The organism is Bradyrhizobium sp. 159 (assembly GCF_023073795.1).
Taxonomy (GTDB): Bacteria; Pseudomonadota; Alphaproteobacteria; order Rhizobiales; family Xanthobacteraceae; genus Bradyrhizobium.
Genome location: NZ_JADPKE010000114.1, coordinates 139,097 through 162,351, shown reverse-complemented (window position 1 = coordinate 162,351; position 23,255 = coordinate 139,097). Strand labels below are relative to the sequence as shown.

20 protein-coding genes and 1 pseudogene are annotated in these 23,255 nt (G+C 63.4%); 13 read left to right on the top strand and 8 right to left on the bottom strand.

What is annotated here, in order from left to right:
• Positions 1-37 precede the first annotated feature (37 nt).
• From IVA96_RS33930 to IVA96_RS33915, 4 genes are all read right to left on the bottom strand, one after another.
• A complete protein-coding gene (locus tag IVA96_RS33930) occupies positions 38-1,111 on the bottom strand; it encodes a branched-chain amino acid ABC transporter permease (protein WP_247422032.1) in 1,074 nt (357 codons plus the stop codon).
• A gap of 3 nt (positions 1,112-1,114) precedes the next feature.
• Positions 1,115-2,008 carry a branched-chain amino acid ABC transporter permease gene (locus tag IVA96_RS33925; protein ID WP_247422029.1) on the bottom strand — a complete coding sequence of 298 codons (894 nt, stop codon included), beginning with the start codon at positions 2,006-2,008 and terminating at the stop codon, positions 1,115-1,117.
• Positions 2,009-2,126: 118 nt separating this feature from the next.
• On the bottom strand, positions 2,127-4,058 hold the full coding sequence (locus tag IVA96_RS33920) for a long-chain fatty acid--CoA ligase (RefSeq protein WP_247422027.1): 1,932 nt from the start codon (positions 4,056-4,058) through the stop codon (positions 2,127-2,129).
• The gene (locus tag IVA96_RS33915) at positions 4,055-4,876 is read right to left on the bottom strand and encodes an ABC transporter ATP-binding protein (protein WP_247334335.1); all 822 of its coding nucleotides are present in this window, start codon (positions 4,874-4,876) and stop codon (positions 4,055-4,057) included. Before IVA96_RS33915 ends, IVA96_RS33920 begins: the two co-directional genes overlap by 4 nt.
• Positions 4,877-5,212: 336 nt before the next feature.
• On the opposite strand from IVA96_RS33915, the gene IVA96_RS33910 reads away from it, so the two are divergent.
• The gene (locus IVA96_RS33910) at positions 5,213-5,887 is read left to right on the top strand and encodes a Crp/Fnr family transcriptional regulator (protein WP_247334337.1); all 675 of its coding nucleotides are present in this window, start codon (positions 5,213-5,215) and stop codon (positions 5,885-5,887) included.
• On the opposite strand, the gene IVA96_RS33905 is transcribed toward IVA96_RS33910, so the two are convergent.
• The gene (locus tag IVA96_RS33905) at positions 5,884-7,146 is read right to left on the bottom strand and encodes an MFS transporter (RefSeq protein WP_247422025.1); all 1,263 of its coding nucleotides are present in this window, start codon (positions 7,144-7,146) and stop codon (positions 5,884-5,886) included. The genes IVA96_RS33910 and IVA96_RS33905 overlap by 4 nt on opposite strands.
• Before the next feature lie 176 nt (positions 7,147-7,322).
• The gene (locus tag IVA96_RS33900) at positions 7,323-8,162 is read right to left on the bottom strand and encodes a uroporphyrinogen-III synthase (RefSeq protein WP_247422023.1); all 840 of its coding nucleotides are present in this window, start codon (positions 8,160-8,162) and stop codon (positions 7,323-7,325) included.
• A 145-nt stretch (positions 8,163-8,307) separates the two neighbouring features.
• On the opposite strand from IVA96_RS33900, the gene purU reads away from it, so the two are divergent.
• Complete coding sequence (gene purU, locus IVA96_RS33895; RefSeq protein ID WP_247422021.1) at positions 8,308-9,171, top strand: formyltetrahydrofolate deformylase; 864 nt, start codon at positions 8,308-8,310, stop codon at positions 9,169-9,171.
• A gap of 111 nt (positions 9,172-9,282) precedes the next feature.
• Here purU and IVA96_RS33890 read toward each other — a convergent pair whose 3' ends face one another.
• Entirely contained in the window at positions 9,283-9,567 is a 285-nt protein-coding gene (locus tag IVA96_RS33890; protein ID WP_247422020.1) for a hypothetical protein, read from the bottom strand.
• A 523-nt stretch (positions 9,568-10,090) separates the two neighbouring features.
• On the opposite strand from IVA96_RS33890, the gene IVA96_RS33885 reads away from it, so the two are divergent.
• The 6 genes from IVA96_RS33885 to IVA96_RS33860 all read left to right on the top strand — a co-directional run bounded on the left by IVA96_RS33885 (position 10,091) and on the right by IVA96_RS33860 (position 16,076).
• A complete protein-coding gene (locus IVA96_RS33885) occupies positions 10,091-11,269 on the top strand; it encodes an ABC transporter substrate-binding protein (RefSeq protein ID WP_247422019.1) in 1,179 nt (392 codons plus the stop codon).
• 240 nt (positions 11,270-11,509) lie between these two features.
• Positions 11,510-12,379: a branched-chain amino acid ABC transporter permease gene (locus IVA96_RS33880; RefSeq protein ID WP_247334343.1), complete on the top strand. Its 870-nt coding sequence runs from the start codon at positions 11,510-11,512 to the stop codon at positions 12,377-12,379.
• A gap of 8 nt (positions 12,380-12,387) precedes the next feature.
• Entirely contained in the window at positions 12,388-13,416 is a 1,029-nt protein-coding gene (locus IVA96_RS33875) for a branched-chain amino acid ABC transporter permease (RefSeq protein WP_247422018.1), read from the top strand.
• Positions 13,413-14,168, top strand: a complete 756-nt coding sequence (locus tag IVA96_RS33870; RefSeq protein WP_247422017.1) for an ABC transporter ATP-binding protein — start codon at positions 13,413-13,415, stop codon at positions 14,166-14,168. The genes IVA96_RS33875 and IVA96_RS33870 overlap by 4 nt, the downstream gene beginning before the upstream one ends.
• Complete coding sequence (locus tag IVA96_RS33865) at positions 14,161-14,877, top strand: ABC transporter ATP-binding protein (protein WP_247422016.1); 717 nt, start codon at positions 14,161-14,163, stop codon at positions 14,875-14,877. The genes IVA96_RS33870 and IVA96_RS33865 overlap by 8 nt, the downstream gene beginning before the upstream one ends.
• 80 nt (positions 14,878-14,957) lie before the next feature.
• Positions 14,958-16,076, top strand: coding sequence for a cobalamin-independent methionine synthase II family protein (locus IVA96_RS33860; protein ID WP_247334347.1), 1,119 nt, complete (start codon positions 14,958-14,960; stop codon positions 16,074-16,076).
• Positions 16,077-16,306: 230 nt separating this feature from the next.
• Here IVA96_RS33860 and IVA96_RS33855 read toward each other — a convergent pair.
• A pseudogene (locus IVA96_RS33855) lies at positions 16,307-16,772 on the bottom strand (peptidase C14, caspase catalytic subunit p20); the annotation flags it as partial.
• Positions 16,773-16,947: 175 nt separating this feature from the next.
• Between IVA96_RS33855 and IVA96_RS33850 the strand changes: the two are divergent.
• The 5 genes from IVA96_RS33850 (at position 16,948) to IVA96_RS33830 (ending at position 23,210) form a co-directional block, all read left to right on the top strand.
• On the top strand, positions 16,948-18,303 hold the full coding sequence (locus tag IVA96_RS33850) for a hypothetical protein (RefSeq protein ID WP_247278755.1): 1,356 nt from the start codon (positions 16,948-16,950) through the stop codon (positions 18,301-18,303).
• A gap of 60 nt (positions 18,304-18,363) precedes the next feature.
• Positions 18,364-19,560, top strand: a complete 1,197-nt coding sequence (gene metK, locus IVA96_RS33845) for a methionine adenosyltransferase (RefSeq protein WP_247278754.1) — start codon at positions 18,364-18,366, stop codon at positions 19,558-19,560.
• Positions 19,561-19,688: 128 nt separating this feature from the next.
• Positions 19,689-21,110, top strand: coding sequence for an adenosylhomocysteinase (gene ahcY, locus IVA96_RS33840; protein WP_247278753.1), 1,422 nt, complete (start codon positions 19,689-19,691; stop codon positions 21,108-21,110).
• 165 nt (positions 21,111-21,275) lie between these two features.
• A complete protein-coding gene (locus tag IVA96_RS33835) occupies positions 21,276-21,692 on the top strand; it encodes a nuclear transport factor 2 family protein (protein WP_247334348.1) in 417 nt (138 codons plus the stop codon).
• Positions 21,693-21,743: 51 nt separating this feature from the next.
• A complete protein-coding gene (locus IVA96_RS33830; protein WP_247422015.1) occupies positions 21,744-23,210 on the top strand; it encodes an NAD(P)/FAD-dependent oxidoreductase in 1,467 nt (488 codons plus the stop codon).
• Positions 23,211-23,255: the final 45 nt, after the last annotated feature.

Below are 23,255 nucleotides of genomic sequence, written 5' to 3'. Positions count from 1 at the left end.
GGTTCCTCCTGTTATTGTTTAAGTGAAGCTTCCGCGCTCAATGCGAGAACGGGTAGAGTTTCCAGTAAGCCTTGATCTGCCGCCAGCGATGCGCGAGGCCATCAGGCTCGAACATCAGGAACGCGATGATGATCACCCCGATCGCGATCTCGCGCAGGAAGGTGATGTTGTTGTTGAGCGAGAGCGCCTTGTCGATTGCGCCTCCCTTCAAGTGCAGGCTGAGGAATTCCATCGATTCAGGCAGCAGCACCACAAAGGCGGTGCCCATCAGCGTGCCCATGATCGAGCCGGTGCCGCCGATGATGATCATGGCCAGGAACAGGATCGAGCGCTCTATGCCGAAACCTTCCTGGGAGACCACGAGCTGGTAATGCGCATAGAGCGCACCGGCAATCCCGGCGAAGAAGGCGGCGAGGCCGAACGACAGCGTGCGGTACTTGGTGAGATTGATGCCCATGATCTCCGCTGAGAGATAATGGTCGCGGATCGCCACCAGCGCGCGACCGTCGCGCGTGCGCATCAGATTGGTGACGAGGATGTAGCTCGCCAGCACATAGGCCAGCACGACGTAGAAATACTGCCTATCGCCGCGCAGCGTGTAGCCCAGAATCGAGAACGGCTCGGCGCTCGCAGGCACCGATCCGCCCGAGAACCATTCGGCGCGGGAGAAGAAGTCGAGCAGGATGTATTGCGCGGCCAGCGTCGCGATGACGAGATAGAGGCCCTTCAGCCGCGCCGCAGGGATGCCGAAGATCAGCCCGACCAGCGCAGTGACGATCCCGGCGAGCGGAATTGCGAAGAACACCGGGATCGGCGCGTTGTTGGAGATGTAGGCCGAGGTGAAGGCGCCGAGCAGGAAGAACGCGGCGTGGCCGATCGAGATCTGGCCGGTGAAGCCGACGAGAATGTTCAGCCCGAGGGCCGCAATCGAGAAGATGCCGATGTGGATTAAGATGCTGAGCCAGTAGCCGCTGAAGAATTGTGGCGCGAGACACAGCAGCAGCACGCCGGCGATCGCAAAATTGCGGCTGGTCGTGGTCGGGAAGATCGTGGTGTCCGCGGCATAAGTGGTGCGGAAATCACCAGCGGGGATGAGGGCAGGGCGGGCCATGGGTCAGATCCGCTCGATGTCGTGGGTGCCGAACAGGCCGTAAGGCTTGATCATCAGCACGATGATGAGGACGTAGAAGGGCGCGATCTCGTAGAGATTGCCCCAGTGCAGATATTCGCTGTCAACATATTGCGCGACGTTCTCCAGTAGCCCAATGATGATGCCGCCGAGCACGGCGCCGCCGACCGAATCGAGTCCGCCGAGGATCGCCGCCGGAAACACTTTGATGCCGTAGGCCGCAAGGCCAGAGGACACACCGTTCACGATTGCAACGACGACGCCGGCGACGGCCGACACCGTCGCCGAGATCGCCCAGGCCATCGCGAACACGCTTTTCACGGAAATGCCGAGCGACTGCGCAACTTGCTGGTTGAATGCGGTGGCGCGCATCGCAAGACCATACTTGGAAGCGCGGAAGAACCAGGCCATGCCGATCATCATCGCCACCGACACCACGAGGCTCATGACATAGACGGTCTGGATCTGAAGGCCGAACAGGCTGACCGACTGGCTCTCGAACACGCGCGGGAACGGCTGCGGATTGACGCCGAACATCCATTTCAGCGTCGCCTGGAGCACGGTGGAGAGGCCGATCGTCACCATGATCACCGAGATGATGGGCTCGCCGATCATCGGCCGCAGGATCAGGACCTGGACCGCGATGCCGAAAACGAACATGAACACCAGCGTCATCGGCATGCCGATCCAGAACGGCACCTGGTATTTCGCCAGCAGGGCCCAGCACACCCAGGCGCCGACCAGCAGCAGCTCGCCTTGCGCGAAATTGACGACCTGCGTCGCCTTGTAGATCAGCACGAACGACATCGCGACCACGCCGTAGAGCGTGCCGACCACGAGGCCGTTGACAAGGAGCTGAAAGAGGAAGGCGGTGTTCATGTCGGTCGCCCCAGTTCGTCATTGCCGGGCCCGACCCGGCAATCCATCGATGTGGACGGAAGCTTGCTCGGAAGAGGATGGATGCGCGGGTCAAGCCTGCGCATGACGATCATGCGTGTCACTCCGCGGCCTCCGCCATGTGCCGGTGCCCACCCAGATCCACGACGCGCAGGGTCGTGCGGACGCGTTGCGTGGTGCCGTCCTGGAAGCGGATCACGGTGTCGACGGGAATGTCTGAATCGCCGCGGTAGATCGCATCGATGATCCCTGCGTACTTCTCGTTGATGACGCTGCGGCGCACTTTGCGGGTGCGGGTGAGTTCGCCGTCGTCGGCGTCGAGCTCCTTGTAGAGCAGCAGGAAGCGCGAGATGCGCTGGGCCGGCGGCAGCGTCGCGTTGACGGTCTCCACCTCCTTGCGCAGCAACGTATAGACCTCGGCGCGCGAGGCGAGGTCGCTGTAAGTCGTGAACGAGAGCCGGTTCTTCTCCGCCCATTTCGAGATGATGGAGTAGCGGATGCAGATCATGGCAGCGAGCGTCTCGCGGCCGGCGCCCAGCACCACCGCCTCGGCGATATAGGGCGAGAACTTCAGCTTGTTCTCGATGAATTGCGGCGAGAAGCGCTCGCCGCGCGATGTCTCGGCCAGATCCTTGATACGGTCGATAACGACCAGTTGCCCCTGAGCGTTGAAATAGCCAGCATCGCCCGAGCAGAGCCACCCGTCCTTGAGGTCAGCGACGCTCGCCTCCGGGTTCTTGTAATAGCCGAGGAACATGTTGGGATGCCGCACCACGATCTCGCCGACGCCGTGGACGTCGGCGTTGTCGATCCGGATCTCGACATTGTCGGCCATTGGTACGCCTGTCGTGTCGGGATCGACCTTACCCTCGGGATGCAGCGTGTAGGCGCCCAACAGCTCGGTCTGGCCATAGAGCGTGCGCAGCGGCACACCCATCGCCTGGAAGAACTTGAACGTTTCAGGACCGAGCGCCGCGCCGCCGGTCGCGGCCGAGCGCAGACGGGTGAAACCGAGCCGGTCGCGCAGTGCGCGGAACAAGATCGCGTCGGCAAAACCCGAGCGCTTACGCTGCGCGAGTGCGGCCAGACCCGATTTCATGCCGACATCGAACAGGCGCTGCTTCAACGGCGTGGCGTCCATCACCTTGGCGCGGACATCGGCTGCGATCGATTCCCAGACGCGCGGCGCGAACAATACGAAGGTCGGCGCGATCTCGCGCAGATCGTTCATCATCGTATCGGGCTCTTCGACGAAGTTGATCTTCATCCGGCACAAGAGGCCTTTGCCGAGCACGTAGACCTGCTCCATGATCCAGGGCAGCGGCAGCACCGAGACGTATTCGTCATCAGGTCCCTTCGGATCGAAGGCGAGATAAGTCGCGCAATGGCCGAGCACGCGGCCGGCCGCGAGCATCGCCAATTTTGGATGCGAGGTGGTACCAGACGTCGTGCAGAGGATCGCGACGTCCTCACCCTTGGTCGCATCCACGAGCCGATCGTAAAGCTTCGGATCCCGAACGGCCCGCGCGCGGCCGAGCTCGGCGAATTTCTCGGCCGACATCAGCCTGGGATCGTCATATTTCCGCATGCCGCGCGGATCGGAATAGATGATGTGCTTCAGCTTCGGCACGCGCTCGGCGAGGGTGAGCAGCTTGTCGACCTGCTCCTCGTCCTCCGCGAAGACGAGCTGCGCTTCGCCATACGTCAGGAGATAGGCGGCTTCCTCGTCCAGCACGTCGCGATAGAGCCCGAGGCTCAACCCGCCAACGGCATGGGTCGCGACTTCCGCCGCGACCCAGTCCGGCCGGTTGTCGCCGATGATGCCGACGACGTCGCCGCGGCCGAGGCCGAGCTCGACGAGCCCGAGCGCGAAGTCGCGCACCCGCGTCTGGTAGTCGTTCCAGGTGAAGATGCGCCAGAGCCCGAGATTCTTCTCGCGCAGCGCGATCTCGTTGCCATGCTCCCTCGCATTGAGCCGGAGCATCTTGGGATAGGTGTCGGCCTGCGCAACGCGTCCTGCGTAATCCATCATGCCGCGCTCTCCTGCGCCGGCGGGGCATCGTCCGGATCGACCAGCACCTCGTCTTCCTCACCAAGATAGGCACGCTTGACGTGAGGGTCGGCAAGGACCGCCGCGGGATCGCCCTCGGCGATCTTCTTGCCGAAGTCCAGCACCATGACGCGATGGGAGATGTCCATCACCACGCCCATGTCGTGCTCGATCATCACCACCGTCATCCCGAACTCCTCGTTGAGATCGACGATGTAGCGCGCCATGTCCTCCTTCTCCTCGAAGTTCATGCCGGCCATCGGCTCGTCGAGGAGGATGAGGCGCGGCTCCAGCGCCATGGCGCGGGCGAGCTCGACGCGCTTGCGCAAGCCGTAGGAGAGGGTGCCGGCGGTGGCTTTTCGCACCGATTGGAGATCGAGGAAGTCAATGATCTCCTCGACCTTGCGGCGGTGCTCGAGCTCTTCTTTGCGCGCGCCGGTGAGCCAGTACAGCGAGCCCGTGAGGAAATTGTTCTTCAGGAGGTGATGGCGCCCGACCATGATGTTGTCGAGCACGCTCATGTGGTGGAACAGCGCTAGATTCTGGAAGGTACGGCCGATGCCGAGCGAGGCGCGGGCGTTCGGCGTCAATCCGGTGATGTCGCGGCCCTGGTAGAGGAGCTGGCCTTCGGTCGGCCTGTAGCGACCGGAAATACAGTTCACGATCGAGGTCTTGCCGGCGCCGTTGGGCCCGATGATCGAGAACAGCTCGCCTTGCCTGATGGCGAAGCCCACATCGGTCAGCGCACGCACGCCACCGAATCGCAAGGACACGCCGCGCACTTCTAGACTAGTACCCACCAACAAATCCCTCCCGGTGATGGCGCATTCAGTTGCGCTCTTCATCCGTTGTTTTCGGGCGATCCTAGTACGGTCGTCCTGGTGAGGCCATGCAGCCATTGGTCTCGACCGGAGCCGCGCGACCTTCGTTCCCATCAGGGCTCAAAGGCCGCATCGCCCAAGGTGGCTCTCAATACGGGAAAGCGCTATTTTGAAATGTCTTCGGCCTGACAATTCGGTGACAAAGTTTTTCGGGCGGGCGCGGCGTCCATCTTTGGTCGGATGGCGGCCGAGGTGATCATGTTGCAGTGCAGCAGAAGGGCGGAGTGACGAAACGGTGCGGCTGGCTTCGAGATCATGATTTCAGAGGATCAACTGAAGCGCATCGCCGCCTGGTCGCGCGAGCTCACGGAGGCCGAGATCGAGGTCGCACGCGCCGGAATCACCGAGCGGTCCTACGGCACCGGCGAGACCGTGTTCATGCGCGGCGACACCTTTGGCTACTGGGCCGGCATGGTCTTTGGCCTTGCCCGGATGGGCGGGGTGTCGCGCGACGGCAAGGAGACGAGTCTTGCCGGGCTGACGGCAGGGGCCTGGTTCGGCGAAGGCAGCGTGCTCAAGAACGAGCCGCGACGCTACGACGTGGTCGCGCTGCGCGACAGCCGGGTCGCACTGATGGAACGCAGCGCCTTCATGTGGCTGTTTGAAAACAGTGTCGGCTTCAACCGCTTCCTGGTCCGCCAGCTCAACGAGCGGCTCGGCCAGTTCATCGGCATGCTCGAGGTCAACCGCACGCTTGATGCCACCGCGCGCCTCGCGCGCAGCATTGCCTCGCTGTTCAACCCGATCCTCTATCCCGAATCGACTGCGCATCTTGAGATCACCCAGGAGGAGATCGGCGCGCTCTCCGGCATGTCCCGCCAGATCGCCAACCGCGCGTTGAACCGGCTGGAGAAAGAGGGGCTGCTCCGGCTCGAATATGGCGGCGTCACGATCCTCGATATCGAGCGGCTGCGCGGGTACGGGGACTAACGCGCATTGGCGGGGGCGTGCACCGGCCAGAGGTCGGCGCGCCAGCGGATCGCGATTGCCAGCATCGCGATGATCCCTGAGGCGGCATAGAGCGAACCCGTGGCGGAATAGCCGATGATATCGATCAGGCTGCCGGCCGCGAGTAGTCCGAGCGGCAGGCCGTAGATCACCATCATGCGGACGCCCATGACGCGGCCGCGCAGATGTGCGCTCGCCGTCCGCATCAGGATCACGGCTGCCGAGATCATCGACATGCTCTGCGCAATACCGGCGAGGACGAGGCAGGCCATCGCCACCGGCAGGGTCCTGATCTCGACGAATACCAGCAGCATGGCGTACCAGGCCAGCGTCGCGCCGATCAGGAGCCGGGCAATGCGCAGTCCGTTCACCAAGCTCAGCGTGATGGAGCCGATCAGCGAGCCGACGGCGAAGCTCGCCGAGAGATAGCCGAGGCCGGTCTGGTCGGTCTGAAAGATTTCCCGCGCGATGTAGGGCAGCAGTCCGCCAGTGAAAGGAAATGCGGTGAGATTGGCCAGGAACGCGACGCACAGCGCCGCGCGCATTCCCGGGCCATTCCAGGCGTAGACGATCCCCTCCTTGAGGTCGGCAAATAATCGGGACATCGCGTGACTGTTCGCCGGGAGATCGCTCGTGGTGACGGTCCTTTTCGGCCGGGACAGGCAGAGCATGAGCAGCGCGGCCACGAGATAGAGGCATGCGATCGCCACATAGACGAGGCCAATGCCAAGAACGGCGAACAATCCGGCGCCCGTCAATGCTCCGGCGATGCGGGCGCTGTCCTGGGTGGTACGCGCAACACTGATGGCGCCGACCAGTTGCTCGGCCGGCATGATCTCGGCAAGCAGCGCGCCCCGGACGCCGAGATCCGAGGGCCGAATCAGGCCCATGATCGCGACGATGACCATGACACTGAGCGGCGACAAATGACCGGTCAACGCCAGAGCCATGATGGTCGACGAGAGCACCGTATAGGCGAGGCGCATCGCGACCAGCAGGTCGCGATGACCCATGCGGTCGCCGATCATGCCGAATACCGGCGCGACCAGCGTCCCGACGAACTGGAGCGATGCAAGCACGGTGAGCAGCAGCACTGAGCCGGTCTCGACCAGGATGTACCAGCCGAGCACCAGCGTCTCGACCTCGAATGCCCAGGAGGTAAGCAGGTCGGACGGCCACTGGAAGCGATAATTGCGGATGCGGAATGGCGCGAGCGCCGATCGTCGCGCGGCTGCGCTCACGACGCGATGACGCGTGTCACGGCGATTCCTTTACTTTGTTTCTTCTTCTGCGCGAGAAGGTAGCGTTGGTGACGCCGGTGTCAATCGAAGCTGCCGCATGCCGCCATGCGCCGCCGTTTCAGCGCGCCGGCCCACCGCAAGCGCGCGACCGGATTGCGGAGACCTGGCCCCGCGGATCAACGCGTCGCCACTGGCTTCCGTTCTGCCAGCGCCGCGGCCATCGCCGAGATCAGCGGACGCATGAAGAAGGCGTCCTCTGGCGGTGAGATGTCTGTACGCAGGCCGTGCGCGGCGAGTTCGCCGGAGACCGCCGGACCTACCGAGGCGATCAGCGTCCGTTCGAGGCCTGCGCGCAACTTCGCCTCGATGCCATGCGCTTTCGCGGCCTCGATCAGGCGGCGGACCTGGCCGAGATTGGTCAGCGCGATGCAATCGATCCGCCCCTCGGCCATGTCGTCGATGGCCGTGACGATGTTGGCATCCGCCGCCTTGGAATCGTAAACATACGGCAGCACGGTATCGACCTCGGCGCCTTGCGCGACGAGCGCGCCGGTCAGCGCGCTGTGGTCCTTGTCCGGATAGAGCTGAAGGCCAAGCCGCCGGCCCTTCAAGTCGAGCCTGCCCAGCATCTCGATGACGCCCTCGGTGGTCGGCTTCTCCGTGGTCTGCTGCGCCTCGAGGCCGATCTCGCGCAGCGCCTTGCCGGGCTTTGGGCCGCGGGTGAATTTTCGCGATTTGGCAAGCGCTGCCACGAGAGCCCGATCGAGCCCACGAGCGACGGCGAGCTTCATGATCCGGCGCAGGCCTTCGCCGGTCATCAACACGAGGTCGTCGAACGGCCTGTCGATGGCGCGGCGGACCCAGGCCTCGACGGGTGCGGGGTCCGGCGCATCGTGAATGGTGAACATCGGGCACTGCACGACCTCGGCGCCTTGCTCGGCGAGAAGCCTCGAAAACTGCGCCTCCTCGCGCGTCTCCAGGATGAGAATGCGGGTGCCGTTCAAGCGATCGGCCATAGGCGTGCTCCGGTCAGTCAAATCGCAATGGTACGTTCATCCTGACTCCGCGCTTGGGATTGGCGCAAGGGCGGCGTCGGTGCTAGAGGAGGCCGCAAATCGCAGCTAGTTCCGCGGGCCTTTGCCCAAACCTTCATCAAGAGACATGCCCGATCATCAATATGTCCTGACCCTGTCCTGTCCGGATCGCCCGGGCATCGTGTCGGCTGTGTCGACGTTCCTCGCCCACAATGGACAGAACATTCTCGACGCCCAGCAGTTCGACGATGTCGAGACCAAAAAGTTTTTCATGCGCGTGGTCTTCACCGCGGCCGATCTCGCCGTGGAGTTGTCGGCGCTCCAGACCGGCTTTGCGGCAATCGCCGAACGTTTCAGCATGGAATGGCAGATGCGCGACCGCGCCGCGCACCGCAAGGTTATGCTGCTGGTGTCGAAGTCGGACCACTGCCTGGTCGACATCCTCTACCGCTGGCGCACCGGCGAATTGCCAATGATTCCCACCGCGATCGTCTCCAACCATCCGCGCGAGGTCTATGCCGGGCTCGATTTCGGCGGCATTCCGTTCCACCATCTGCCGGTGACCAAGGAGACCAAGCGCGAGCAGGAGGCGCAGATCCTCGACCTCGTCGCCCGCACAGGCACCGATCTCGTCGTGCTCGCCCGCTACATGCAGATCCTGTCGGACGATCTCTCGGCAAAACTGTCGGGGCGCTGTATCAACATTCACCACTCATTCCTGCCGGGCTTCAAGGGCGCAAAGCCCTATCACCAGGCCCACGAGCGCGGCGTCAAGCTGATCGGCGCGACCGCGCATTACGTCACGCGTGATCTCGACGAGGGTCCGATCATCGACCAGGACGTCGAGCGCATCAGCCATCGCGATACGCCCGAAAACCTGGTCCGCAAGGGCCGCGACATCGAGCGCCGTGTGCTGGCCCGCGCGATCCGCTATCACCTCGACGACCGGGTCATCCTCAATGGCCGCAAGACGGTGGTGTTTGTGGATTGATGCGCTGTCATTCCGGGGCGCCTCAAAGAGGCGAACCCGGAATCTCGAGATTCTCAGGTGCGCAACTGCGCGCCATAGTCCGATGCTGACGCATCGCCCCGGAATGACCGCCTACCGCAGCGCGCTGCCTGACGAAGATCCCGTCGCGCCCTTCTGCGCCTGCTCTTCCTTTTCGCGATCGGCTGCAGGCATCAGCCGCTTGCGTTCGCGCTCCTTCATGTAGGCGTCGTATTGCGGAGTGCCCGGCCGGGGCGGGGCATCCGCCGGCAGGCCGCCGGCCCATTGCGGGACGTAGTCGCCCATGCCAGCAGAGAGTCTTTCGTTGACGGTGCCGCAGCCGGCCAGCCCCGCTGCGAGGGCAGCGAGGACGAGGACGGAACGAAGAATCTTGGGCATTGTATCGGTGCGCGCGCGTTCGGTCGTTGGACGCCGGACCGGGCCGGCGCGAGGAGAATAGCCTTCAACACGGCAAAATAGACTTATTCGAGGTGGGTATTTTATTACCGAGGCGCGTCGATCAAGGCCTCGCTGAGGTACACATTCTGCAAAAGAATGACGAATCCTCCATCCACGCAGTCCGTCGCGCTTCTGGACTGCGGGCCGAGGCTCGCGACAAAGTGGCGTGACCGAGGGCAACGAGTTTTCGTTGACAGGTCCATTTTATTTGTACAATCGTACAAATGGCGGCGGCCTCAATCTGGACGCTCGGCTCGACGGCGTAATCCCGATGCCGCTTGCCGCCGTCGACAATCGGAGCGCGCGGCTTGCGCCGAATGGTCGCCAAACGTCCGATTGACAATAAGGGCGCGAAAGACGCCATGTGGCGCGGCGACATGGCGCGTGCGCGCTACGGTAAAGGCAAGGACCGGGCACTCGGTTCGATGCACAAGAGGTCAGGAATGAAGGGGAGGGACATCTGATGTTCGAGCTCAAAACGTTTTCACGGACGGCAGCAGCGGCCGCCATCGCGGGCCTCGCCGCCATCGCGCCTGCGAAGGCGCAGGACGCCGTGAAGATCGGTCTGATTCTGCCGATGACCGGCGGCCAGGCCTCGACCGGCAAGCAGATCGAGAACGCGATCAAGCTCTACATGCAGCAGAAGGGCGACACCGTCGCCGGCAAGAAGATCGAGATCATCGTCAAGGATGACGCCGCGATTCCCGACAAGACGAAGACCGCCGCGCAGGAACTGATCGTCAACGACAAGGTCAATTTCATCGCCGGCTTCGGCGTGACGCCCGCCGCGCTCGCGGCGGCGCCGCTCGCAACGCAGGCCAAGCTTCCGGAAGTCGTCATGGCGGCCGGCACCTCCATCATCACCGAGCGTTCGCCCTACATCGTGCGAACCAGCTTCACGCTTGCGCAGTCCTCGACCATCATCGGCGATTGGGCGGTCAAGAACGGCATCAAGAAGGTGGCAACGCTGACCTCGGACTACGCGCCGGGTAATGACGCGCTGAACTTCTTCAAGCAGAATTTCACCGCCGGTGGCGGCGAGGTGGTCGAAGAGGTCAAGGTGCCGCTGCAAAACCCCGACTTCGCGCCGTTCCTCCAGCGCATGAAAGACGCCAAGCCTGACGCGATCTTCGTGTTCGTGCCGGCCGGCCAGGGCGGCAACTTCATGAAGCAGTATGCCGAGCGTGGTCTCGACAAGGCCGGCATCAAAGTAATCGGACCGGGCGATGTCACTGACGACGACCTGCTCAACAACATGGGCGACGCCGTGCTCGGCACGGTCACCGCGCATCTCTACTCCGCGGCGCATCCCTCGCAGATGAACAAGGATTTTGTTGCCGCTTACAAGAAAGCCTTCGGCAACCGTCCGGGCTTCATGGCGGTGAGCGGCTATGACGGCATCCACCTGATCTACGAAGCGCTCAAGAAGACGGGCGGAGACACCAACGGCGACAAGCTGATCGAAGCCATGAAGGGACAGAAGTGGGAGAGCCCGCGCGGCCCGATCTCGATCGATCCCGAGACCCGCGACATCGTGCAGAACATATACATCCGTAAAGTCGAGAAGGTCGACGGCGAGCTCTACAATGTCGAGTTCGCGACCTTCGAGGCCGTCAAGGATCTCGGCAAGACCAAGAAGTGATGCGCTCTTCTAAACCTCTCCCGCTTGCGGGAGAGCGTAGGCCACCTTTGGTGGCCGTCCTTTAAGAGTCGCCGAGGCGAAGCCTCGGCTATCGCGAAGTGCAGGGTGAGGGCTCTTTTCAAGTTGGGGATTGTCCCGTTGCCGAGATACCCTCACCCCAGCCCTCTCCCGCAAGCGGGAGAGGAGCAGAGCAGCCTACTCCGCTAGACCTGATACTTTTTCGACAACGATCTGCTCCCGATGACCGCAATCCTCACCAACCTGTTCGATGGCGTTGCCTACGGCATGCTGCTGTTCGTGCTCGCTTGCGGGCTTGCAGTCACGCTCGGCCTGATGAACTTCGTCAATCTTGCCCATGGCGCCTTCGCGATGGCCGGGGGCTATATCTGCATGGTGCTGGTCAACCGGATGGGCTGGCCGTTCTTCGCCGCCCTGCCGCTCGCCTTCGTCTCCGCGGCCGCGATCGGCATTGCGCTCGAACGCACGCTCTACCGCCACCTCTATGCGCGCAGCCATCTCGACCAGGTTCTGTTCACCATCGGCCTGACCTTCATGTCCGTCGCGGCCGTCGACTACATCCAGGGATCCTCGCGCGTCTTCATCAATTTGCCGGCCGCGCTCCAGGGCCAGTTCGACGTGTTCGGCGTCGGCATCGGCCGCTACCGGCTGATGATCATTGTGATCTGCGGCTTGCTCACCATCGCTTTGCAGATGGTGCTGGCCAAGACCCGCTTCGGCAGCCGTCTGCGCGCCGCCGTTGACGATCCGCGCGCTGCCAGCGGGCTCGGCATCAACGTGCCGCAGGTGTTCGCGTTCACCTTTGCCTTTGGTTGCGGGCTCGCCGGCCTCGGCGGCGCGCTGAGCGCCGAGATCCTCGGCCTCGATCCGTACTTTCCCCTGAAGTTCATGATCTACTTCCTGATCGTGGTCACCGTCGGCGGGTCGTCCTCGATCACAGGGCCGTTTTTGGCCTCGCTCCTGCTCGGCATCGGCGACGTCGCCGGCAAGTACTACGTGCCAAAGATGGGCCCCTTCGTGATCTACACCATGATGATCGTGATCCTGATCTGGCGCCCGAACGGCTTGTTCGGCCGCACGGCCGCGCGCTGAGTTTGCCGATGAGCGCCTCCTCCGACGTCGGTTATCACGCCCAGCGCCAGGCGCGCTGGCACTTTGGCGAAATCGCCTTCTGGCTCATCTTGCTGGCCTGCGGCTTCGCCTTCCCCGCGCGCTATCTGATCATGACCGACATCCTGCGGCTGGCGCTGTTCACGATGTCGCTCGATCTTATCCTCGGCTATGCCGGCATCGTCTCGCTCGGCCATGCCGCATTCTTCGGCGTCGGCGCCTATGCGGCGGGGCTCCTCGCGCTGCACGGCATCATCAAAGAGCCCGTGCTGGCGCTCGTCGCCTCCGGCCTTGCCGCGATGGTGCTCGGCTTTGCCACCAGTTTCCTGGTGATCCGCGGCGTCGACCTGACCCGACTGATGGTGACGCTCGGCATCGCCCTGCTGCTGGAAGCACTGGCCGAGCGCTTCTCCAATATCACCGGTGGCACCGACGGCCTGCAAGGCATCGAGATGCAGCCGATCTTCGGCGAGATCCCGTTCGACATGTTCGGGAAAGCCGGCTTCTTCTACTCACTGGCTGTGTTGTTCCTCCTGTTCCTGTTCGCGCGCCGCGTCGTGCATTCGCCGTTCGGCCTGTCGCTACGTGCGATCAAGAACAATCCGCTGCGGGCCGCCGCGATCGGCATTCCGGTCAACCGCCGCCTGATCGCGATCTACACGCTGGCGGCGTTCTATGCCGGCATCGCAGGCGCACTGTTCACCCAGACCACCGCGATCGCCTCGCTCGACGTGTTTGCGTTCGAGCGCTCCGCCGATCTGATGCTGGTGCTCGTGATCGGCGGCACCGGCTATCTCTATGGCGGGCTGATCGGCGCGGTCGTGTTCCGCATGCTCCAGGAATTGTTCTCGACCATCACCCCGCAATATTGGCAGTTCTGGATCGGCCTCGTGCTGGTCGTGATCGTGCTGATCGGCCGCCAGCGCCTGCACGGCTGGGTACTTTATGTGCCGAACCTGATCATCAAGCAGGTGGCCGGGCGCAAGGCCGTTGTTGCTGTGCCGGAGAGCGACGCATGACTATCGCGCTCGAAACGAAGAATCTCGAAAAGCAGTTCGGCGGTCTGCGAGTCACCCGCGACCTGTCGCTCAAGGTCGAGCAGGGCGCCCGTCACGCGCTGATCGGCCCCAATGGCGCGGGCAAGACCACCGTCATCAACCAGCTCACCGGCGTGCTCAAGCCGAACTCGGGCCGCATCGTGCTCGAAGGCCAGGACATCACGGATCTGCCCGTGCACAAGCGCGTGCTGCGCGGCCTGTCGCGCACCTTCCAGATCAATCAGCTCTATCCCGACCTGACCCCGCTCGAAACCATCGGCCTTGCCGTCTCCGAGCGCCTTGGCCATGGCGGCGACTGGTGGCGGCGGATGGGCACTCGCAGCGACGTCAATGGCGAGATTGCCGATCTGCTCACGCGCTTCCATCTGCTCGACGTCATGAACGAGCAGACCGTGACACTGCCTTACGGCAAGCAGCGCCTGCTCGAGATTGCAGTCGCAATCGCGGCCAAGCCGCGCGTGCTGCTGCTGGACGAGCCTGCCGCCGGCGTGCCCGAGAGCGAGCGCCACGACATTCTGACGGTCGTCGGCGCGCTGCCGCGCGACGTCACCGTGCTGCTGATCGAGCACGACATGGACCTCGTGTTCTCCTTTGCCGACCGTATCTCGGTGCTGGTCTCGGGCGCGCTGCTCACGGAGGGGCCGCCCGAACAGGTCGCGCGCGATCCGCAGGTCAAGGCAGTCTATCTCGGCGAGGAGGCGGTCAATGTCTGACCTGCTCGCGATCGACTCGCTTCGCGCCGGCTATGGCGAAGCCGTGGTGCTGCCCAACATGTCCTTGCGCCTCGCCGAGGGGCAGGTGCTGGCGCTGCTCGGCCGCAACGGCACCGGCAAGACCACGCTGATCAATTCCATCGTCGGCGTCACCCGCCGCTTCTCCGGCTCCATCGCGCTCGCCGGGGTCGACGTCACGGCCATGCGGCCGGACCAGCGCGCGCGCGCCGGCATTGGCTGGGTGCCGCAGGAGCGCAACATCTTCCGCTCGCTCACGGTCGAGGAGAACATGACCGCGGTGGCGCAGCCCGGCCCATGGACGGTCGAGAAGGTCTACGAGATGTTCCCGCGGCTGAAGGAGCGGCGCAGCAATTTTGGCAACCAGCTCTCCGGCGGCGAGCAGCAGATGCTCGCGATCGGCCGCGCGCTCACCCTCAACCCGAAGGTCCTGCTGCTGGACGAGCCGACTGAGGGGCTTGCCCCCATCATCGTTGAGGAGCTCCTGAAAGCAATCGGGACCATTACCCGGGCGGGCGGCATCTGCTCGATCATCGTCGAGCAGAATGCGCAAAAGATTCTGGGGCTGGCCGACCGCGTTGTGATATTGGAGCGCGGAACGATCGTCCACGACGCCCCGAGCGCCGCGCTGAAGGCCGACCCCTCGGTCCTGGAGCGTCACCTCGGCGTCGCCGGGGCGGCGGCCCACTAACTTGTCCGACGCGTTTTCTTAACGTGAACCGGTAGCCACTTCGCTTGAAAACGCGATAGAAAATATCCCGGGAGTAACAAATGCAGCGAACCAAAGCCCCCTTCCGCGCCGACGAGGTCGGCAGCCTTCTGCGTCCGGCCAAGATCAAGGAAGCGCGCAGCCGTCTCGAGAAGGGCGAGATCTCGGCCGACGATCTGCGCAAGATCGAGGACATGGAGATCGAGAAGGTCGTGCACAAGCAGGCTTCGATCGGGCTCAAGCTCGCGACCGACGGCGAATTCCGCCGCTCCTGGTGGCATTTCGACTTCCTGGCCAAGCTCACCGGCTGCGAACTGTTCCACCCCGACACCGGCATCCAGTTTGCGGGCGTGGAGACGCGCCATGATGCGGTTCGTGTGGTCGGCAGGCTCGACTTCCCCGACAACCACCCGATGCTGGATCATTTCCGCTTCCTGAAGAAGTATGCCGACCAGGCCCACGTCACCGCCAAGATGACGATCCCGTCGCCGGCGGTGCTGCATTTCCGCGGCGGCCGCAAGTCGATCTCCAAGGAGGTCTATCCGGATCTCGACGCCTTCTACGAGGACCTCGGCAAGACCTACCGCAAGGCGGTGAAGGCGTTCTACGACGCCGGCTGCCGCTATCTCCAGTTCGACGATACCGTCTGGGCCTATCTCTGCTCGCAGGACGAGTTGCAGAAGGCGCGCGAGCGCGGCGACAATCCGGACGGCCTCCAGCAGATCTATGCTCGCATCATCAACTACGCGCTGGCCGAGAAGCCCGCCGACATGGTGGTGACGACGCATGTCTGCCGCGGCAATTTCCGCTCGACCTGGATCTCTTCGGGCGGCTACGAGCCGGTTGCCGAGACCATGCTCGCTGGTACCAATTACGACGGCTATTTCCTCGAATACGACAGTGACCGCGCCGGCGGCTTCGAGCCGCTGCGCTTCCTGCCCAAGGGCAACAAGGTCGTCGTGGTCGGTGTCATCACCTCGAAGTTCGGCGAGCTCGAGAAGAAGGACGACATCAAGCGCCGCCTGGAAGAAGCCGCCAAGTTCGCCCCGCTGGAGCAGCTCGCGCTGTCGCCGCAATGCGGCTTCGCCTCGACCGAGGAGGGCAACATCCTCTCCGAGGAAGAGCAATGGGCCAAGCTCAGCCTTGCGGTCGAGATCGCCAAGGAAGTGTGGGGCCAGTAACCCCATTAGCTCCACTGTCATTCCCCGAAGGCGGGGAATTCAGTACGCCGCGGCTTCTCCGTATCTCTCGCTGTCTCTGCAATACTGGATCGCCCGGTCAAGGCCGGGCGATGACAGCTGAGTTGGGCGATAGCGCGTCGTCACTTCGCCGCCAGGTCGACCTCGACCAGCAGACGAGGAATTCGACGACGGCACCTGCTTGTTCTTCGTGATCGAGACCACCTCGGCCCGAACGAGAACGCCGACTTCGGGTCGGCCCTGATTGACGGCAATGGCCTTGGCATAGTCACGCTTGCCGCGCCAGGCATTGCCTGCCGCGATTTGGAAGATGATGCCGTTGGGCGGGCCGAGCTTCAGCGCGTGGCCGAAATCCGTGATCGCGACCTCGTACTCGCCTTTGTCGTAATAGGCCCATCCGCAAGCTGTAGATCGCCTGGCCGGCTGGAGCCGATCGCTTCCGTGGCGTCGGCGACGAACTTGGCGTAGTCGCCCTTCTTGTTCACGCGGCCGCACGCCAGAAGTTTTGCCCCTGAAGACTTTCAGCGCGATGATCCTGGTGCGGGCGTCGACCATCTGGTCTGCCGGCGTCGTCACGGTCGTGCAGAGTGGACCGAGCTGATTGCGCGCCTGCCCGAAGGCGGGCGCGGACCACGGCGCACGTGTGACCAGGCAGAGCGCGACGAGCAGGCGGCGCATGGCGATGATCTCGTAAGAGGAGAAGCGCTGGTTTGTTTTCCGGCGTGGCGCAGGGGTTCACGGCTTCCGCCCTGGTGCACCCGGCAAACCGCGGCGGCTCGATCCGCTATTCCATGAGTGGGCAGAATTTGCTAGGACGTGTGACCCATCCCGTCTGCCCAACGCTTTCCCACTGATGAAAAACGACGAAATCCTGAGCCAAATCACCGAGTTCTGCCGCAAGGCGGATATGGCGGAATCGACCTTCGGCCGCCGCGCGGTGAACGATGGGAAGCTGGTGCACCGCCTGCGCGAGGGCAAGCGCATCACCATCGACACGCTGGAGCGGATCCAGGCCTATATGGCCGCATCGATGGCCGGCGGCGTGCCGCCGCCGCGGGGACTTCAGGTGCCGCCGGAAAAACGCGACCCGCGCGGCAATTTCCGTTTCTTCGAGAACCGCCAGAAATACCTGCTGTTCGTCCACACCTGCAGCGAGAAGCGGGTGATCGCAGACAGGGTTGCCCTGGAGCTAAGCTCCATCCACCCGCGCCCGCCGGCGCTGCGCCTGTTCGACGCCGGCGTCGGCGACGGCACGGTGCTGGCGCGGGTGCTGCGCGCAACGCACCAGCGCTTTCCGCACATGCCGTTCTATGTCGCGGGCAAGGAGCTCAGCCTCGAGGACCTGCGCCTGACGCTGGAGAAGGTGCCGGACCGCATTTTCGAGCATCCGGCGTCGGTGTTCGTCTTCACCAACATGTTCTACGCCGAGGCGCCCTGGCTCACGCCGGCATCGCCTGCGGCGGCGGCGGCCACCGTCTGGCACGAAGTGCCGCTCCGCGGCGCTTCATCGGGCGAGTTCGAGCAGCAGATCGCGGAGCTGAGGCCGTTTTTGGAGCAGAATTGGCGCGCTGCGATTAGCCCGCGCACGGCTATGCCGCTCTATGAGCGACCCGTCGTCCTCGTGCTCTATCGCGAGGACCATAGGTTCCTGTTGGATTCGACCATTCCGCGGCCGGGACAGGCCGAGGCCAATTTCGACCTCGTCATCGCATCTCAGCCCTACCGGGCCCTGTCCTCGGTCAATTTCAGGGCCAAGCGGATCATTGCACCGCTGGCGCGGGCGCTCCGGCCTGGCGGCCGGCTGATCGGAATTCACTCCCACGGCCAGGATCCGGGCATGGAAATGATCCAGGCGATCTGGCCTGGAGAAAATCCTTTCTCAGTCAGCCGTCATGAGCTACTGCGTGCAGTTAAGTATGAACTTGGATCGGTGGGCCGCGACTTAAATTTTAATGCCTACGCGGATAACCGTTCGATCTTCAGGTATGATATGGAAGCGCTGCCCAACGAGGTCACCGGCACCATCGGCACCTCGACGGCCTTTGCAGCGTGGAATGCGGCGGTGTATGTCGCTCAGATTGAGGACGACCGGTTGACTGAAATGACTCAAAACGGCCGCACTCTGGATGCCGCCAGGGACGTGCTGCGAAAGTACAATGGGCTCTGGTTTCTCGACGAATCCTACGTCATCTCGCGTCGGCGTGATTGACATCATCAAAAGTAAACATCGCAAACGCCCGCCGGCTAATGGCGGAACAAGGGGTTACTGATGCGCGCGTCCTATCTCTTCACCAGTGAGTCCGTGTCCGAGGGTCATCCGGACAAGGTCTGCGACCGGATCTCCGATGAGATTGTCGACCTGTTCTATCGTGAAGGGCCGAAGGCGGGCATCGACCCCTGGCAGATTCGCGCCGCCTGCGAGACGCTGGCCACCACCAACAAGGTGGTGATCGCCGGCGAGACCCGCGGTCCGAAGTCGGTGACAAACGAGCAGATCGAGAGCGTCGTCCGCGGCGCGATCAAGGACATCGGCTACGAGCAGGACGGCTTCCACTGGAAGACCTGCGACATCGAGATCCTCTTGCATCCGCAATCGGCCGACATCGCGCAGGGCGTCGACGCGCTGCAGCCGGGCGAGGTCAAGGAAGAAGGCGCGGGCGACCAGGGCATCATGTTCGGCTACGCCACCAACGAGACGCCCGACCTGATGCCGGCGCCGATCTTCTACGCCCACAAGATCCTCCGCCTCATCTCCGAAGCGCGCCACTCCGGCCGCGAGAAGGTGCTGGGCCCGGATTCCAAGAGCCAGGTCACCGTGCAATACGAGAACGGCAAGCCGGTCGGCGTGCGCGAGATCGTGGTGTCGCACCAGCATCTGGTCGAGGATCTCACCTCCAAGCAGGTGCGCGACATCGTCGAGCCCTATGTGCGCGAGGCGCTGCCGAAGGACTGGATCACGCCGAAGACGATCTGGCACATCAACCCGACCGGCAAGTTCTACATCGGCGGCCCCGACGGCGACTCCGGCCTGACCGGCCGCAAGATCATCGTCGACACCTATGGCGGCGCGGCCCCGCATGGCGGCGGCGCGTTCTCCGGCAAGGATCCGACCAAGGTCGACCGCTCCGCGGCCTATGCCGCGCGCTATGTCGCCAAGAACGTCGTTGCCGCCGGTCTTGCCGACCGCTGCACGCTCCAGCTCGCCTATGCCATCGGCGTGGCACGTCCGCTGTCGATCTACATCGACACCCACGGCACCGGTAAGGTGTCGGAGGACCAGCTCGAGAAGGCCGTCGCTAAAGCGATGGATCTCACGCCGCGCGGCATCCGCAGCCATCTCGACCTCAACCGCCCGATCTACGCGCGCACCTCGGCCTACGGCCATTTCGGCCGCACGCCCGACAATGAGGGCGGCTTCTCCTGGGAGAAGACCGACCTCGTCGAGCCGCTCAAGCGCGCGCTCTAGTTTTACGCCTCATCCTGGGCGCGCCCGCAACGCGAGCGAAGCCGGGAACCTTATCCATCACATCGAGATGCCGGGTCCGCCTCTTTGGGCGACCCGGAAGGACGAGTTCAACAAACAGGACACCCGCAATGAACGCGAAGCCCGGCTTCACCGATTACATCGTCAAGGACATTTCGCTGGCCGATTTCGGCCGCAAGGAAATCTCGCTCGCCGAGACCGAGATGCCCGGCCTGATGGCCACCCGCGAGGAGTACGGCCCGAAGCAGCCGCTCAAGGGCGCGCGCATCGCAGGCTCCTTGCACATGACGATCCAGACCGCGGTGCTGATCGAGACGCTGGCCGCGCTCGGCGCCGACATCCGCTGGGTCTCCTGCAACATCTATTCGACCCAGGACCACGCCGCCGCCGCGATCGCGGCCGCCGGCATTCCCGTCTTCGCCGTCAAGGGCGAGACGCTGACCGAGTACTGGGACTACACCGCAAAATTGTTCGACTGGCATGGCGGCGGCACGCCCAACATGATCCTCGATGACGGCGGCGACGCCACCATGCTGGTGCATGCTGGCGTCCGCGCCGAGAACGGCGACACCGCCTTCCTCGACAAGCCTGCTTCGGAGGAAGAGGAGATCTTCTATGCGCTGGTCAAGCGCCTGCTGAAGGAAAAGCCCAAGGGCTACTTTGGCGAGATCGCCAAGAATATCAAGGGCGTCTCGGAAGAGACGACGACGGGCGTGCATCGCCTCTACGAGATGGCCAACAAGGGCACGCTGCTGTTCCCGGCGATCAACGTCAACGACAGCGTCACCAAGTCGAAGTTCGACAACCTGTATGGCTGCCGTGAATCACTGGTCGACGGCATCCGTCGCGGCACCGACGTGATGCTGTCGGGCAAGGTCGCCATGGTTGCGGGCTTCGGCGACGTCGGCAAGGGCTCGGCCGCTTCGCTCCGCCAGGCCGGCTGCCGCGTGATGGTTTCCGAAGTCGATCCGATCTGCGCGCTGCAGGCCGCGATGGAAGGCTACGAGGTCGTGACCATGGAAGACGCCGCGCCCCGCGCCGACATCTTCGTCACCGCCACCGGCAACAAGGACATCATCACCATCGAGCATATGCGCGCGATGAAGGATCGCGCCATCGTCTGCAACATCGGCCACTTCGACAACGAGATCCAGATCGCGTCGCTGCGTAACCTGAAATGGACCAACATCAAGCCGCAGGTCGACGAGATCGAATTCCCCGACAAGCACCGCATCATCCTGCTGTCGGAGGGCCGCCTCGTGAACCTCGGCAATGCGATGGGCCATCCGTCCTTCGTGATGTCGGCGTCGTTCACCAACCAGACGCTGGCGCAGATCGAGCTGTTCGCCAACAACAAGGACGGCAAGTACGAGAAGAAGGTCTACGTGCTGCCCAAGACGCTCGACGAGAAGGTCGCGCGCCTGCACCTCGCCAAGATCGGCGTCAAGCTCACCGAGCTGCGCAAGGACCAGGCCGACTACATCGGCGTGAAGCCGGAAGGACCGTACAAGTCGGACCACTACCGGTACTGATCTGACGTGATTGCGACACCAGGGCCCCGGAGCGATCCGGGGCCTATTTTTTGTGGTCGCCTCTGTGATACGCTCGCAGGTAGAGCCGCAACAAGTCCGCCACTTTTTGCAGCGGGCGGCCTTTTTTCCGATGTTCATTGTCAAAATGCATATGGAGGAAATGCGATGTCCAGCGAAGCCAACGTTCAGCTCTTGAAGGAAGCCTATCGCCAGTGGAACGACAGCAAGGGCCAAAGCGTCGACTATTGGTTCGACAACGTCATCGGCCCGCAGATCAAGTTCGATTCGATTCCCCGGGGAGCCGAGCCGGTACCTTTCGCCAGGCGTTATGACGACCGGACCGAGCTGCGCGGCTATTTCGACGGCCTGCTTGCTGACTGGAGCATGCAGTACTACACGATGAACGAATACGTTGCGCAGGGCGATGCCGTCGTTGCGCGCGGCGAATGCGCATGGACGAACAAGAAGACCGGAAAGGTCGCGCAGACGCCGAAGGTCGATTTCTGGCGCTTCAAGGACGGCAAGGCGGTCGAGTACCACGAGTTCTTCGATACCGCCTGCGTGGCCGCTGCTGCGGCCTGACGGTTGCAATTTGCCGCGGCGCTGCCATCCTCTGAACGGGGAGAAACCGCCGTGGCCGAAGCCAAAGAACATTTCGACGTGCTGATCGTCGGTGCCGGCCTGTCCGGCATTGGCGCGGGCTATCATTTGCAGACCAAGTGCCCGACGAAGAGCTACGTCATCCTGGAGGGACGCGACTGCATCGGCGGCACCTGGGACCTGTTCCGCTATCCCGGCATCCGATCCGACAGCGACATGTTCACGCTCGGCTATTCGTTCAAGCCGTGGACCGATCCCAAGGCGATCGCCGACGGGCCGCAAATCCTGAACTATGTGCGCGAGACGGCCGCCGAGAACGGCATCGAGAAGCACATCCGCTTCCGTCATCGCGTCAAGCGCGCATCGTGGTCGACGCCGGAGGCGCGCTGGACCGTCGAGGCCGAGCGCACAACAGGCGAGGGCGCAACCAAGTTCGTGCGCTTCACCTGCAATTTCCTGTTCATGTGCTCGGGCTATTACAAATACGAAGCGGGCTACACCCCGGAGTTCAATGGCACGGCGGATTTTCAGGGCCGCATCGTGCATCCGCAGAAATGGACTGAGGACATCGACTATTCGGGCAAGCGCGTCGTCGTGATAGGCTCGGGCGCGACGGCGGTGACGCTGGTGCCGGAGCTCGCCAAGAGGGCGGCGCAGGTCACCATGCTGCAGCGCTCGCCGACCTATGTGGTGTCGCGTCCCGCGCACGATGCCTTCGCCAACAAGCTGCGTCGTAATTTGCCGGCGCGGCTCGCTTATCACCTGATCCGCTGGCGCAATGTGATGTGGGGGACGTTTTTCTTCCAGCTCAGCCGGCGCCGGCCGGCGAAAGTGAAGGACCTCATCCTCAAGGGCGTCAGAAACGCGCTGGGGCCCGACTACGATGTCGCGACCCATTTCACGCCGCGCTACAATCCCTGGGACCAGCGGCTGTGCCTCGTGCCGGACGGCGACTTGTTCAAGGCGATCCGCGAGCAGCGCGCCTCGGTCGTCACCAATGAGATCGATACCTTCACGCGCGATGGCATCCGCCTGAAGGACGGCCGCGAACTTGCAGCCGACATCATCGTGACGGCGACTGGCTTGGTGCTCCAGGTCGTCGGCGGGCTCGAGATCAGCGTCGACGGCCGCGCCGTCGATTTCGCCAACACGCTGACTTACAGGGGCATGATGTATGCCGACGTGCCGAACATGGCCTCGGCGTTCGGTTACACTAACGCGTCGTGGACGCTGAAATGCGATCTCACCTGCGAATATGTCTGCCGGCTCATCAACTACATGGACCGGCACAATTTCCGTCAGTGCATGCCGCACAATGACGATGCCACGATCAGCGCCCAGCCGTCGCTCGACTTCAGTTCGGGTTATGTGCAGCGCTCGATCGCCAGGATGCCGAAGCAAGGCTCGAAGCGGCCGTGGCGGCTGTATCAGAACTACGCACTCGACATCGTCTCGCTGCGCTTCGGGCGGATCGACGACGGCGTGATGCGATATTCCTGACCCTGCCGCTGCTGCGGCGGGTGTCCCTTTCGAGGTGAGCGCGGT